Consider the following 13,314-nt stretch of genomic DNA (forward strand, 5'->3'; position numbering starts at 1 on the left):
GGCAACCATGCCGCTGATCAGTGATATCCAGGTTCTTGAGCCTGGCAGCGAAGTGCTGCTCTTTGAATTGGACGGCTCCGACTACGGTGCGGACATCCTGCGCTTCCATGGGCATGCAATCCCGCACACTCCGGCCGAGCTGATCGCCGCCGGCGCTGCTGCCGATGAGCTGCCAGCGAAGCCGATCTACTGGCAGGGCAACGAGTACAGCGCCTGGCCGATGCAGATTGACGGCATTGAATCCAACGGTGACGGCACGGCGGTCCGCCCAACGTTGTCGGTGGGTAACGTCAATGGCCGGATTACCGCCCTGTGCCTGGCCTTCGACGATCTGCTTGAGTTCAAGCTGACCATGCGGCACACGCTGGGCACGTACCTCGACGCGGAGAACTTCCCCAGCGGCAATCCCCAGGCAGACCCAACCCAGGAAACGATCGAGGTCTGGTACATAGACCAGAAAACGAACGAGGACGGGGAGACGGTCACGTGGGAGCTTGCCAGCCCGGGCGACGTGGGCGGGGAGTCCATAGGGCGCCAGGCCACGATGCTGTGTCATTGGTGCCTGACGGGTGGTTATCGCGGGCCCAACTGCCAGTACACCGGGCCGTACATAGACAAGGACGGCCTGCCCACTGATAACCCTGAGATGGATGAGTGCGATGCCACGCTGGGCCGGGGCTGTATCCCGCGCTTCGGCGAAGGTAATCCGCTGCCTTTCGGTGGCTTCCCTGCTGTTTCCCTGATCGCCCGGAGCTGACCATGCGCAAGCACATCTTGAGCGCGATCCAGGCGCACGCGGCGGCCGAGTACCCGAAAGAGTGCTGTGGGCTTCTTCTGGCCCTGGGTCGAAAGCAGCAGTACTTCCCATGCAGGAACATCGCGACCGAGCCGAGCGAAGAATTCATCATCGATCCTGAGGATTACGCCGCGGCGGAAGACCTGGGCGAGATTATCGGCATTGTTCACTCACACCCGGACGCCACCAGCAGGCCGTCACCGCGAGACCTGGCGATGTGCGAAGCCACGGCCATGCCCTGGCACATCCTGAGCTGGCCGGAGGGTGATCTGCGGACGGTGGTGCCCACTGGCGAGACGCCGCTGCTGAAACGCCCATTCGTCCACGGTGCCTGGGACTGTTGGCAGGTCTGCGCCGACTGGTACAAGCGCGAGTGGGGTCTGGAGTTTGAGGCCTTCAAGCGCGCCGACGGTTGGTGGGAGAACAAGGACAACACCAGCCTGTACGAGGCGAACTACGAGGCCGCCGGCTTCTACCGGGTCGACCAGCCGCAGCGCGGCGACATGATCGTGATGGAGGTGGGCCGGACGGTTCACCCGAACCACGCTGGTATTTTCCTTGGCGCCAACCCGGCGCTGCCTGGAGAGGATGCCGCGACGTTCGGCCCCGGGCCGTTCCTGCTTCACCATTTGTACGGTCGCCCGAGCGAGATCATCGTTTTTGGCGGCCCTTGGTTGGACCGGACGCGCTTGATCCTAAGGCACAGGCATGCGAAGGGATGACAATGGGCCACCTTGATGCAAAAGTTGACTATGCTGACCCTAGAAATGTACCGCTTGTCGGCCTAAACACTGCGGTTAAGCGGCGAACGCTTGTCCGAACTGGCGCTCCGTCGATCAAGAAAAACGTCGAATTACACATGTATTGACATTCTTGGGTTGCGCACTACTATTGCGCTACCTATAAATATTATAGGTTTATATGAGCACTATTCCACCGTTATGGTCACCAGGGGAACTGGAAAACCTGATTCATGTGCTTGCGCGTGACTCGTCGAGAGTGATCATGACTGATCATTTTCTGCAGAGGCTTGCCGAGCGGGGAGTGACTGTTGGTGAGGCGCTGAGGTGCTTGCAACGCGGGGCCATAATCAGAGGTCCAACGTACAGCGCGGAACATAAAAGCTTCGAATTTAGAATGTGCGAGCCCGCGCCGCGGGATATCGTTTGCGTGGTTGCGGCCGTTAAGCCAGTCATGGATCCGGGCGAAATGATTGCTATCACCGTATGGGAGGTGACGTAATGTTCGAATATACAGGGAGCGGCCTGGAAGGCATCTACCTGAAAAACGGCTATACGATTGTCGAGACGTCCTATGGAAAGGGCGTGAAGATTCAGGACGTTGCAGGCCTGCATCGAGCCATTGCTCTTGACATCGTTCAGCAGAAGAAGCCCATGACGGGCCATCAGTTCCGGTTTCTTCGGAAGGAACAGGATCTGATCCAGGAAGAAGCTGCAGCACTTTTCCGAGTTGATGTGCAAACCATTGCAAACTGGGAGAAGAAGGGCAGCGACCCTGTTCCTGGCGCATCCGATATCGCTATGAGAGCTTGGTATTCTGCTTTCATTCACGCGAATTATGGACCTGTCAGAATTGATGCCGGGACTCCGCCTAACGAAAGCGCGACGTTCCAGCACTGTAAGGACCATTGGGTGGAAGCCCACGCCGCTTAAACCACCAACAAGTCCGACTCTCAAGAGCCCAGCCCACCCGCTGGGCTTTTTTCATTTCTGATATCTTGTGGCCATCTTCCACAGGAGTGACCCCATGAGATTGTTCGTAGGCGCGGTAGCTGTTGCTTTGCTGGCGGGGTGTGCGACCTCTCCAGTTCCGTCCAGTGAAGCCGACCCGGTCCCATCGTCCAGATTGTTTGCGTTCCAAGCCCCGACGATGGGTGATTCGACGCTCGTTGTCACTCGGGACAAGGGCTTTGTCGGAGGCGGCTGCAATACGAAGGTGAGCATCGACGGCCGCCAGGCGGCAGAAATCGGTACCGGCGAGACCGCGAAATTCCGCGTCACTCCAGGCGAACACATTGTCTCGGCGTCATCCTGCGGGAGCGGCCTGAAAGAGCGGGAAACCAACATCAAGGCCGGCAGCACCAAGAAATTCAGGATATCCATAGACTCAGCGATGAGCATGGACCTATCACCTACCATGCAATGACAAGAAGCCGCCTCCGGGCGGTTTTTTTACGCCCGGAGAAAAGCCTTGGCAGCCACGCTCAGCAACAACCCAGCCATGACCACCATTCTTCTTTCTGGACCGCTTATCAAGCTCTTTGGCCGGGTTCACTATCGTGAACTTGGCAGTAAGTCCGTGGGGGAGGCCTTCAAGGCGCTCAAGTGCACCCTGGAGGGATTTGAGGCGGCGATCAGGGACCTTGAACGAAAGGGCATGCGCTTCGCGATCTTCCGGAACCGGAAGAACGTGGCCGAGAAGGACTTTGCTCTCGGCGGCGCGCAAGAGATCCGCATTGTCCCTGTCGTTTCCGGGAGCAAGCGGGCCGGCCTGCTCCAGACGATTATCGGCGCGGTGCTGATTGCGGCCAGCTACTTCGGTGCGCCGACGGCACCCGCAGGTATCGCGCTGCTCGCAGGCGGCGTGATCCAAATGCTCAGCCCCCAGGCCTCTGGCCTCAAGACCAGTGCCTCCCCCGAGAACGCACCGTCCTACGCCTTCGGCAGCGCCAAGAACACTACGGCCAGCGGTAACCCGGTGCCGATCTGCATCGGCGAGCGCCGGTGGGGCGGGATGATCATCAGCGCTAGCATCTACGCGGAGGACAAGGCATGACCAAGGAGCAGATGCAGATCAGGGAGTACCGGCCAAGCTCGGAGCCGTTCCGCCCCGCACCCATCAACTTTAGAGAGGGGTAGCGATATCCAGCGGCCCCAAAGATAAGAACTCGATTCCATCTTTGGTTAGCTTGAGGACGCTTGCCACTCCACCAATAAGGACGCGCTGGCCCTTCGGCTTAGCGTGCTCCAGAGCAGCTTGCACTCGCATGATTTCTTTTCCGCTTGCGGGGAAGTTCCAATACTCAACCCCTCCCAAGTCCTCGGCAGTCACCGCCGGCCTCATTGCCAGGCCGTGCGCGAGTCGGGAGGATTCGAAATTCGATGTCGAGCGGTAGACGTAGCTATGAACAAAGCCAGTATTGTTGGAAATCCCGAAAAGATAGATCGTTGCTGTCTGATCCGAGAGGGCGGGGAGTTGGCGCTGCATTTCGCGCCAGATGGCCTGAAGTCGCTCGGTCGCTTGATCGTTGAGAGAATCTACATCCGAGGCAGCACTCTCTTCATTCACGAAGGAGATCCAGTGAATGAACAGGTCGGCGGCTCCAGTCCCGGCGGTTATCAGCCTTAGCTCATCAACCGAAACTGCTTTGTTGGCGTGCCCGAGGAAGACCTCGTCAGGCGTTACGATGAGGGTGTCAGTCACAACAGTGGCTTCGTGTTCGTCCATGTAAAAGAGCAATGAACTCATGATGGCTCCCAGCCGGGTGGATTCGCCCCGGGAGGCTACGCTCCGCTGCGACTGACGCGCCACTGTCATTTCGTCCACCCTGTACAGATACACAGACCGCCACATGAGGCGGTTTTTTTTCGCCTGGAGGAAAGCATGGGCGCAGCACGAAAGATGGAAATCCGTGGCGAGAAGGGCGGCAGCAGCAAACCAAAATCGCCAACCGAGGCCAACGATAACCTGCGCTCCACCAACGTCGCGAAGCTGCTGATTGCTGTTGGAGAGGGCGAGTTTGAAGGCGTGCCAACGGCGGCCGACATCTACCTGGATAACACGCCGATCAATGACGCCAGTGGCAACGTCAACTTCCCGAACGTGAAATGGGATTGGCGCCCTGGCTCCGTGGATCAGGCCTACATCCCCGGAATTCCGTCGGTAGAGAACGAGACATCGCTGAACATCGAACTGCGTAGCGATGCGGCCTGGGTCCGATCTGTCACGAACACTCAGCTGTCGGCCGTACGCCTGCGCTTCGCCTGGCCAGCGCTCCAGCGCCAGGACGACCAGGGCAACATTGGCGGCTACAGGATCGAGTACGCAATCGACGTGGCTACCGACGGCGGTGCCTATCAGCAAGTTCTGACCGATGCTGTGGATGGCAAGACCACTACCCGTTACGAGCGCTCCAAGCGTGTTGACCTGCCCGAAGCAACCACCGGCTGGCAGATCCGCGTCCGCCGCCTGACACCCAACCAGAACAGCAACAAGATCGCCGACACCATGCTGATCGCCGGCTTCACTGAGGTGATCGATGCGAAGCTGCGCTACCCTAACACCGCGCTGCTGTACATCGAGTTCGACGCCGAGCAGTTCACCAACATCCCGGCTGTCACCGTGAAGTGCAAGGCCCGGAAATGGCAGGTCCCAAGCAACTACGACCCGATCAGCCGCACCTACACCGGCACCTGGGATGGCAGCATGAAGCTGGCTTGGACCAATAACCCGGCCTGGATCACATACGGCATTTGCACCGAGGACCGTTTCGGCCTGGGCAAGCGCATCAAGACGTTCATGGTCGACAAGTGGGAGCTGTACCGGATCGCGCAGTACTGCGACCAGCTTGTTCCCGATGGCCTTGGCGGTACTGAGCCGCGCTTCCTCTGTGATATGAACCTGCAAGGCAAGGCCGACGCCTGGACGCTGCTGCGTGATATCTCTGGCATTTACCGTGGGATGACCTACTGGGCTCAGGGCCAACTGATCATGCAGGCAGACATGCCTCGCGCCCAGGACTTCGACTACGTCTTCACTCGGGCGAACGTCATCGACGGGAAATTTGCCTACGGCAGCGCCTCGGCGAAGACCCGGTACACCCGAGCTCTGGTCAGCTACGACAACCCGGCGAACAACTACGATTCCGACGTCATTCCGTTTTCGGACCTGAGTCTTCAGCGCCGCTATGGGGACCGGCCAACCGAGTTGAGCGCCATTGGCTGCACTCGCGCCTCCGAGGCCCAGCGCCGGGGCAAGTGGGCGATACTGAGTAACAACCTAGACCGCACCGTCACCTTCAAGACCGGCATGGAAGGGGTTATTCCGCTCCCGGGCCACATCATTCCTGTGGCCGACTCGCTGCTGGCCGGCCGGGAGATTGGCGGGCGTATATCTGCCGTTGCCGGTCGCGTGGTGACCCTGGACCGGGACACCCAGGCTAAGGCGGGTGATCGCCTGATCATCAACCTACCTGGCGGCCGAGCTGAAGGGCGCACGGTGCAGAGCGTGTCGGGCCGCGCCGTGACCGTGACCGTCGCCTACAGCGAAGCGCCCAGGCCCCAGCTTCAGTGGGCGCTCGACGCGGATGACCTGGCGATCCCGCTGTATAGGGTGCTCCGGACCAAGCGCACCACCGAGGGCGACTTCGAAATAAGCGCTCTGCAGTACGAACCGAGCAAGTTTGCCCACATCGACACGGGCGCGCGCCTGGAAGATCGGCCAATCAGCGTGATCCCTATCACCGTTGTGCCCGCGCCTGCGAGTGTCACAGTCGCGTCGACCTCTTCTGTTGCTCAGGGGCTGGCGGTGGCCACCATGACAATCAGTTGGCCCGCCGTGGAAGGAGCTGTGGCCTATGACATTGAGTGGCGCAAGGACAGCGGGAACTGGATCAAGGTACAGCGCACCGGCTCGACCAACGTGGATGTTGTCGGCATCTATGCGGGCGCCTATGTGGCTCGCGTCCGTGCGGTGAGTGCCTTCGACATATCGTCGATCTGGCGCAACTCTGTGCTGACCGACCTCAAGGGCAAGGAAGGCCTGCCGCCGGCGGTGTCGTTCCTGACGGCAACGTCGCTGTTGTTCGGCATCGGTCTCAAGTGGGGTTTTCCTGCTGGAGCCGAGGACACTCAGCGCACCGAGATCTGGTATGGACCGACCAACGTGCTGGCGAACGCTACCAAGCTGGCTGACCTGGCTTACCCCCAGAGCGACTACAACCTGCAAAGCCTGCTGGCTGGCGCGACGTTCTTTTTCTGGGCGCGCCTGGTGGATCGGACCGGGAACGTCGGCCCCTGGTATCCGGTGGTCAACGGCGTCATGGGCCAGGCCAGTTCTAACGCTGGGCCCATCCTGGAAATGATCGCCGGCCAGATCACGGAGACGGAACTGGGTCAGGACCTGCTGGATGAAATCGAGAAGATCCCCGGCCTTCAGGATCAGATCGACAACCTGGAGGGGCTTGGCGGCTATGTGCCGACGCAGGCATACCTGAAAGGCCAGATGGTGGTAGAGGCGGATCGCATTTACCAGGCCAAACAGAACGTTCCGACTGGCAATCCGCCGCCGAACGCCACCTACTGGCTCGATGTTGGGCAGTCGGTCGAGACAGCCAACGGCCTGGCGCAACAGGTGGCAACCAACACCACTGACATCACCGAGATTGACGGTGTCGTCACTGCCCAGACCACGGCCTTCGAAGCGTTGCGTGCGTCGTACCGTGACGACAACGGTGAGGGTGACCTGGCAGACGCCATTAAGGGTTGGACCAGCACCGCCGCAATCGCGGAGGAGCGCAAGGTAAGCGCCTCCGAAAATGAGGCAATTGCCCGTGAGCTGGTTACCTTCGACACGAAGATTGGAGAGAACTCTTCAAACATCACCAAGCTGACGCAGGTGGTGACCACCAACCAGTCGGCCACCGCGCAACAGATCAGCCAGCTCAGCACCACCGTTGGCTCTCAACAAACCGCCATCCAACAGAACACGTCGATCATCAATGACGTGAGCGGGAAGGTGTCGGCCACCTGGTCGGTGAAGCTGCAGTACAACTCTGGCACGGGACAGTACATCACTGCTGGTGTTGGGCTGGGCATCGAGAACGGTCCGGCCGGTTTGCAAAGCCAGTTCCTGGTGAGCGCGGACCGTTTCGCCATCGTGAACACCATTGCCGGCGGCGCCATCTCGGTACCGTTTGCAGTCCAGGGCGGGCAGGTGTTCATGAACTCAGCCTTCATCCAGGACGGCACGATTACCACAGCGAAAATCGGTTCGGTGATTCAGTCGACCAACTATGTCTTTGGGCAGACCGGCTGGGCGATCTACAAAACCGGCGCTTTCGAGATGAATGGCGAGGTAGCCGGTCAGGGGCGTATGGCCCTGAACAGCAGCGGCCTGAAGTTCTACCACCCTAACGGCAACCTGGCCATTGACCTGAGCGTGTGACATGACTGGACTCGTTATAAAAACGCCGGCTGGCGTGGTCATGCTCGACATGACGATGAGCATCAGTCAGCACCAAGGCTCAGTCGACACCGGCTCTGTAAATGGATCAACCGCGATACCCGCGGTGCCGACAGGGAAGACTCGGTTTTACATCGTCGTCCCGCTGGTTGATCTGCAAAGGGAGAAAGGGAAGAAGCCCGGGGTGACGATAACCGGGAGCACGTTGTCCTGGGCTTATTCCTACTCAACAAATGGTTGGGGATACTTCTCGGCCAACTGCCGCATCTACTATGGGTACTACTGATGCCTCAACTCAAGGTTTACAAGGAGAACAGTGAGCTTCTGTTTGATACTGCCCTGATCTGCTATGGCCTAGTCAAAAGCGGAAACATGGCATATCTTCAGACATGGAGTCGGAGACAATTGCGTTCGGCTCAACTTGACCCAAATGATGGTGCAAACTGGACTCCTGTAACTGCTGTAGTAGATCAGTCAAAGAAAACTGATTGCTTGCACGGCTTTACTGTTACGAACGCCATTTCTCCGATTGTATTTATCGTAGGTCCGGGGGCATTGAATGGCACCAGCGTATCAGGGTCTTCCATAACGTTTTATTATTCCTGTGCCACCACTTCTACAAAGTTCTATTGCTTTGATTTGATGTCGGACAGCATTGTTGGAAGTCCTTACTTGAAGACGTGGACGGATACGGGGCGAATAACTTTCAACTCTCTACAGCTTCCACTTAATGTTATATCGACTGTTCCGGCTCCACCGTTGGGTCCTCGCGGCTCGCCCAATAGACCAGTTGATTGGCGCGACCCAGCATACGCAGGTGGTTATAACGTTAGCCTAAATGCCGGCAACTCAGCAGGCGATTTTTCCCGAATCATGTCCCGGGTAGATTTGAACTTGACGCCTAGCAAGGAGTACGCTGCTTATCTGCCTTGGAGCAGGTCTTGTGGTATAAATGACCCTTCGCTTAATCATGGGTTTGAAGCTTACAGTCAACATGGTGGGGTGGAGGGGGCATTTGGAAGAGTTGGCGGCATTTCCTTTATGTTTTGCTCTAGTGCTGGAACCACTGAGCAATACAAACCGGTTTATAGCACCCCATCATTTTTTAACATCCCCACAGATCGAGCGCCTACCGCTCTGGTAATAGAGGTAGCCAACTTGCCTTTCCCGTATAACTGACACGCCAATTCAAAACGACCTGCCAAGCGCGGGTTTTTTATTGATTAAAATAAAGGACAACTCCATGCCCTGGTATAAAACGGGAACGGTCTCCGTCACCCTGAATTCCAACGCCGTGACCGGCACCGGCACGGCCTTCATTGCGAACTGCCGTGTCGGTGATGCCTTTCGCGGGCCCGATGGTCGGTGGTATGAAGTCACCAACGTAGTCAGCAACACATCGATGTCCATCTATCCGCCATATCAAGGCTCAACTGCGGCCGCGGGCGCCTATGCTCTGGCTCCCATGCAAGGCTACGTGAAGGATTCGGCGGATGCATTGCGAGCCATTGTTAACGCCTATGGTGCCCAGCTTGCTGCACTCGGCACCACCGGTAACTATGACATTCTGCCGGTGGAAAAGGGCGGCACTGGTGGCACTACCCAAGCCACCGCTAGAACTGGTTTGGGGTTGGGGACCGCTGCTACCGCTACTTTAACTACAACTCGTAGTGATTCTACGACGGGTAGAGTTTTGAAAGTCGGAGATCACGGTATTGGTGCCGAGAATTTGGAGGCGATTCCCTCTACGACCATCAATGATATTAGGACCAATGGTTTCTATTATGTGTCAGCGGGTGCTACACAGGGATCAGCCCCGGAAGCAACTAATGGTTATCTAGAGAACAAGTGCATAACACCCGTCTATGCAATCCAGAAATACATGACGGTTACAGTCGGCCAAGAGTATGAGCGAGTTCTAAATAATGGGACCTGGCTTCCTTGGCGCAAAACATACAACTCCGGAAATATGGTAGGAGCCGTATCTCAAGTGGGGGGTATACCAACTGGCGCTATCATTGAGAGTGGCACCAACAGCAATGGTGAATATGTTCGATTTGCAGATGGTAGTCAGATTTGTAGATATGTCCATACCACGCGCCTAGTTACAACCGCATCCCAAGGTTCTCTATTCTTATCACCATCAGGCCAAGCATTGACATTCGCAATGCCTTTCAATAGTCCTCCGGTCGTTTCGCCGGCACCAACGTTTGACACGGCGACGGGTACGAGCCGGGCTTGGTTGAGTAATAACCCACCGACATCAAGTAGCGTTCTATTAGTAGCACATGGTCCGCTCGCAACATCATCTTGTTTACCTGGGTATGTAGCGGTAGGGAGGTGGTACTAATGAAAATCATACTTAGCCCGCAGCGTCGGGATGATACACTTGAGGTGGTCAAAAACGTCGATGTCTTGACCGTTAACGGAGAGGACTTCGATCTATCTCTTGTGGGGGAGGGGGACACGCTCCCGCGCCAAGCTATCGATTCGATATGGTTTGCTGGTGACGTTGAACGGCTCAACGGTGAGCTGGTCTTGACGCTAATGTTTCCCAACCCCAGCAATTACAGCCAGGCCCAGGCTTTTCCGTCGCCACTGCTGGACGTGCCCGACGGGGTGGTGGTTTTCCCCGGGCCCGAGCAGGCGGATTATGTCGCGCCTCAGCCCGATCCCGCCGAACCTGTAACCGACGGCGTGATCGACTGGTCCCGGCTGATCACCAAAGAAATGAAGGCGGCGGCGATACTCGCCGGTCAACTGGCTGCAATGAAGTCCGGCCTGGCCGAGCGAAACACCCGGGCCGCGATGCAGATCTCCCGCATCCAAGACCGCATCGACACCTTGGGATACGGGATCGAGATTGGCGAGGCGACACCTGAAGAGGAGGCAGAGCAGGCCGCGCTGGTTGCTCCGCTGAAAGCCTGGAAGGTCTACAAGTACGCCCTGGGCAAAGTGACCACGCAGCCCGGATGGTTTGAATCACCGGTATGGCCGACCGAGCCGCCCATCCCTGAAATCATAGCGGCGCCTATGTTGGTAACCGCTGATTCAATCTGACCGCCACTGACCACCGCAACCCGCCATCGAGCGGGCTTTTTTTCGCCTGGAGAAAAGTTATGACCGCAACCGAGAAGGACCGCGACATCCTCGCGCGCACGCTGTGGGGTGGCAAATGAGGGACATCCCACTGCCGGCCGGATTGACGCTTGATGGCCTGCAGTGGCGCCTGAGTCATGCCTCTGACGACTATGAAGTGAGCGAATACGGTCATGTCCGCCGAAGGACCACGGGCCGACGCACGTTCCCTGGGAAGCTTTTGTCTTTCTGCTGGCATCACGCCGGCTACCCGCGATTCAAGCTCACGATCAATTGCAAACACCAAACATTCGAAGCACACCGACTGGTTGCTATGGCATTCCTCGGTCCGCCATCAGGCGATCGAAACGAAGTCGCCCACGGCGATGGTGACCCAAGCAATTCGCATTACTCAAACCTCTCCTGGAAGACTCACGCCGAGAACGAGAGCGACAAGATCTCGCACGGCACAGTCCCGGCGGGCGCAAAGAATGGTGGCGCGAAGCTCAACGACGACTTGGTCCTGAAGATCAGGGCGCGCCGCCCTACTGGCGCAAGCTTGGCCGCTATCGGCCGTGAGTTCGGCGTCGCCTTCCAAACCATTTCCAAAATCGTTAACCGAAGATCCTGGAGTCATATCTGATGAACGCGACCGAGAGAGACCGCGATATTTTAGCGCGGACGTTGTACGGAGAAGCCCGTGGCGAGAGTTTCGCCGGTCAGGTGGCCGTGGCCTGCGTCATCCGCAACCGCGTGAACGACGGTAAGGCCCGGTCCTGGTGGGGCGAAGGTTACGCCGGTGTCTGCCTGAAGCCGTACCAGTTCAGCTGCTGGAACAAGAACGACCCGAACTATCCCTACCTGACCGGCGCGAAGCCAATCCCGCCGAAGCAGTTCGCCCAGGCGCAGCGTGCGGCCGATCTGGTGATCTCCGGCGCCGAGGCTGACATCACGAAAGGCGCAACCCACTACTACGCCACGACCATGCCGAAGGCGCCGGCTTGGGCCAAGGATGCCACCCAGACCCTGTGCCTAGGCAATCATGTGTTCTTCAAGGACGTGCCATGAATCCCCTGGGGCTGAAGGTTCTGGCCGTTGGCGTGCTGGCGCTCCTGCTGCTGGCTGTCGGTGGCACCTGGAAGGTCCAGGACTGGCGGTATGGCAAGCAATTGGCAGAGCAGGCAGGCCTTCATAAATCCGACCTGACTGCCATCGGCAATGCGGCAGCCGCACAGATCCAAACAGAGCAGGGCAAGCGCCTGGCGCTCGAGCAGCGCCTCTCCAGCAGCGAACAAACCCACCATCAGGCACTGACCAATGAAGAGAAAAAACAGGCTCGCCTGCGCGATCGCCTTGCCACTGCTGATTTGCGGCTGTCAGTCCTCCTTGACGAGGATCCAGCCAGTGGCTGCGCAGTGCCTGCCACCCCCGGCGCCGTCGGCGTGGTTCATGGAAGAGCAAGAGCCCAACTTGACCCAGCGCATGCTCAACGAATTATCGCCATCACCGACGCCGGCGACCGGGGGTTGATCGCGCTGCGGGCGTGCCAGGCGTATGTGCGAGAATTGAATAAATAGGGATTGTGTTCGTTCGGCAGGACGCCGGAGGAGGGGGCAAAAAAGGCGAGGGGACTTTTTCGGGGATTCGCTAATTCCGGCTTGGCTCAGTAGGGCACCGTTTGCAGCGAGCGCCGTGAGAAGAGCCAATAAATGCTGGGCTTTTGACCCGTTTTCAAGCATGGGGTGCTAGGGGTCGAGTGTTCGAATCACTCCGTCCCGACCATATTTACTGAGTAAAATCAGGCACTTAAGCCGATCAGATGGATCGGCTTTTTTGTGCCCGCGCAAAACTATCCCGTGATTTCGCTGATATTCAGGTCGGGGATTGCCTCCGACCACACGATATCGGCGTGATCCTGGCACCGAGCCGTTTCACCGATCACCGCGTATTTGATGCAACGTACTTCGAAGCCATCAGGACTGATTTCATCGACATGGCGGAAATGATCCGGCCAGCCTTTTTGGTGCGGTGACTTTGAGCGGGGAGTTGCTGGCCGGCAGTGCTTTGGGAGCGCTATGCTGCGGCGTATAGGAATATGAGGAACATGGATGCCCGGCTCGTTTCAGGCCTTTGGGTTTATCTTCCTTGCATGTGCTGCAAGCATTCTTCATCTGTGGCTTATCTGTAGGGTAATGGTCAGTAAGGTCGGCGGATTGAAAAGAGCCTTGCTATTGGGG

15 protein-coding genes are annotated in these 13,314 nt (G+C 58.0%); 14 read left to right on the forward strand and 1 reads right to left on the reverse strand.

What is annotated here, in order from left to right; genetic code table 11:
• The first annotated feature begins 7 nt into the window (after nt 1-7).
• The 6 genes from AACY31_RS05230 (at nt 8) to AACY31_RS05255 (ending at nt 3,592) form a co-directional block, all read left to right on the forward strand.
• Nucleotides 8-757 carry a phage minor tail protein L gene (locus AACY31_RS05230; protein WP_339504040.1) on the forward strand — a complete coding sequence of 250 codons (750 nt, stop codon included), beginning with the start codon at nt 8-10 and terminating at the stop codon, nt 755-757.
• Between the two features lie 2 nt (nt 758-759).
• Nucleotides 760-1,518, forward strand: a complete 759-nt coding sequence (locus AACY31_RS05235) for a C40 family peptidase (protein ID WP_339504042.1) — start codon at nt 760-762, stop codon at nt 1,516-1,518.
• Nucleotides 1,519-1,801: 283 nt separating this feature from the next.
• Complete coding sequence (locus AACY31_RS05240) at nt 1,802-2,038, forward strand: DUF4258 domain-containing protein (protein ID WP_339504044.1); 237 nt, start codon at nt 1,802-1,804, stop codon at nt 2,036-2,038.
• Nucleotides 2,038-2,469, forward strand: coding sequence for a helix-turn-helix domain-containing protein (locus tag AACY31_RS05245; protein WP_339504046.1), 432 nt, complete (start codon nt 2,038-2,040; stop codon nt 2,467-2,469). The genes AACY31_RS05240 and AACY31_RS05245 overlap by 1 nt, the downstream gene beginning before the upstream one ends.
• A gap of 94 nt (nt 2,470-2,563) precedes the next feature.
• Nucleotides 2,564-2,962 (forward strand): hypothetical protein, encoded by a 399-nt coding sequence (locus tag AACY31_RS05250; RefSeq protein WP_339504048.1) that lies wholly within the window; start codon nt 2,564-2,566, stop codon nt 2,960-2,962.
• A 75-nt stretch (nt 2,963-3,037) separates the two neighbouring features.
• Nucleotides 3,038-3,592, forward strand: a complete 555-nt coding sequence (locus AACY31_RS05255; protein WP_339504169.1) for a tail assembly protein — start codon at nt 3,038-3,040, stop codon at nt 3,590-3,592.
• Between the two features lie 69 nt (nt 3,593-3,661).
• On the opposite strand, the gene AACY31_RS05260 is transcribed toward AACY31_RS05255, so the two are convergent.
• Nucleotides 3,662-4,285 carry a hypothetical protein gene (locus AACY31_RS05260; protein ID WP_339504050.1) on the reverse strand — a complete coding sequence of 208 codons (624 nt, stop codon included), beginning with the start codon at nt 4,283-4,285 and terminating at the stop codon, nt 3,662-3,664.
• 135 nt (nt 4,286-4,420) lie between these two features.
• Between AACY31_RS05260 and AACY31_RS05265 the strand changes: the two genes are divergently transcribed.
• From AACY31_RS05265 to AACY31_RS05300, 8 genes are all read left to right on the forward strand, one after another.
• Nucleotides 4,421-7,981, forward strand: coding sequence for a phage tail protein (locus AACY31_RS05265; protein ID WP_339504052.1), 3,561 nt, complete (start codon nt 4,421-4,423; stop codon nt 7,979-7,981).
• A 1-nt stretch (nt 7,982) separates the two neighbouring features.
• Nucleotides 7,983-8,285, forward strand: coding sequence for a hypothetical protein (locus AACY31_RS05270; RefSeq protein WP_339504054.1), 303 nt, complete (start codon nt 7,983-7,985; stop codon nt 8,283-8,285).
• Nucleotides 8,286-9,242: 957 nt separating this feature from the next.
• Entirely contained in the window at nt 9,243-10,349 is a 1,107-nt protein-coding gene (locus tag AACY31_RS05275; protein ID WP_339504056.1) for a pyocin knob domain-containing protein, read from the forward strand.
• A gap of 380 nt (nt 10,350-10,729) precedes the next feature.
• Nucleotides 10,730-11,059: a phage tail protein gene (locus tag AACY31_RS05280; RefSeq protein ID WP_339504171.1), complete on the forward strand. Its 330-nt coding sequence runs from the start codon at nt 10,730-10,732 to the stop codon at nt 11,057-11,059.
• A 115-nt stretch (nt 11,060-11,174) separates the two neighbouring features.
• Entirely contained in the window at nt 11,175-11,720 is a 546-nt protein-coding gene (locus AACY31_RS05285; RefSeq protein ID WP_339504058.1) for an HNH endonuclease, read from the forward strand.
• A complete protein-coding gene (locus tag AACY31_RS05290) occupies nt 11,720-12,145 on the forward strand; it encodes a cell wall hydrolase (protein ID WP_339504060.1) in 426 nt (141 codons plus the stop codon). Before AACY31_RS05285 ends, AACY31_RS05290 begins: the two co-directional genes overlap by 1 nt.
• Nucleotides 12,142-12,654, forward strand: coding sequence for a lysis protein (locus tag AACY31_RS05295; RefSeq protein ID WP_339504062.1), 513 nt, complete (start codon nt 12,142-12,144; stop codon nt 12,652-12,654). Before AACY31_RS05290 ends, AACY31_RS05295 begins: the two co-directional genes overlap by 4 nt.
• 242 nt (nt 12,655-12,896) lie before the next feature.
• On the forward strand, nt 12,897-13,109 hold the full coding sequence (locus tag AACY31_RS05300) for a hypothetical protein (RefSeq protein ID WP_339481832.1): 213 nt from the start codon (nt 12,897-12,899) through the stop codon (nt 13,107-13,109).
• Nucleotides 13,110-13,314: the final 205 nt, after the last annotated feature.

This window comes from Pseudomonas sp. RL_105y_Pfl2_101 (assembly GCF_963970585.1).
Classification (GTDB): domain Bacteria; phylum Pseudomonadota; class Gammaproteobacteria; order Pseudomonadales; family Pseudomonadaceae; genus Aquipseudomonas.

Excerpts from the sequence above, each read along its gene's own strand:
- AACY31_RS05265 (WP_339504052.1), top strand. The coding sequence starts at position 4,421 with ATGGGCGCAGCACGAAAGATGGAAATCCGTGGCGAGAAGGGCGGCAGC.
- AACY31_RS05230 (WP_339504040.1), top strand. The coding sequence starts at position 8 with ATGCCGCTGATCAGTGATATCCAGGTTCTTGAGCCTGGCAGCGAAGTG.
- AACY31_RS05285 (WP_339504058.1), top strand. The coding sequence starts at position 11,175 with ATGAGGGACATCCCACTGCCGGCCGGATTGACGCTTGATGGCCTGCAG.
- AACY31_RS05245 (WP_339504046.1), top strand. The coding sequence starts at position 2,038 with ATGTTCGAATATACAGGGAGCGGCCTGGAAGGCATCTACCTGAAAAAC.
- AACY31_RS05235 (WP_339504042.1), top strand. The coding sequence starts at position 760 with ATGCGCAAGCACATCTTGAGCGCGATCCAGGCGCACGCGGCGGCCGAG.
- AACY31_RS05260 (WP_339504050.1), bottom strand. The coding sequence starts at position 4,285 with ATGAGTTCATTGCTCTTTTACATGGACGAACACGAAGCCACTGTTGTG.
- AACY31_RS05300 (WP_339481832.1), top strand. The coding sequence starts at position 12,897 with ATGGATCGGCTTTTTTGTGCCCGCGCAAAACTATCCCGTGATTTCGCT.
- AACY31_RS05255 (WP_339504169.1), top strand. The coding sequence starts at position 3,038 with ATGACCACCATTCTTCTTTCTGGACCGCTTATCAAGCTCTTTGGCCGG.
- AACY31_RS05270 (WP_339504054.1), top strand. The coding sequence starts at position 7,983 with ATGACTGGACTCGTTATAAAAACGCCGGCTGGCGTGGTCATGCTCGAC.
- AACY31_RS05295 (WP_339504062.1), top strand. The coding sequence starts at position 12,142 with ATGAATCCCCTGGGGCTGAAGGTTCTGGCCGTTGGCGTGCTGGCGCTC.
- AACY31_RS05280 (WP_339504171.1), top strand. The coding sequence starts at position 10,730 with ATGAAGGCGGCGGCGATACTCGCCGGTCAACTGGCTGCAATGAAGTCC.
- AACY31_RS05275 (WP_339504056.1), top strand. The coding sequence starts at position 9,243 with ATGCCCTGGTATAAAACGGGAACGGTCTCCGTCACCCTGAATTCCAAC.
- AACY31_RS05290 (WP_339504060.1), top strand. The coding sequence starts at position 11,720 with ATGAACGCGACCGAGAGAGACCGCGATATTTTAGCGCGGACGTTGTAC.
- AACY31_RS05250 (WP_339504048.1), top strand. The coding sequence starts at position 2,564 with ATGAGATTGTTCGTAGGCGCGGTAGCTGTTGCTTTGCTGGCGGGGTGT.
- AACY31_RS05240 (WP_339504044.1), top strand. The coding sequence starts at position 1,802 with ATGACTGATCATTTTCTGCAGAGGCTTGCCGAGCGGGGAGTGACTGTT.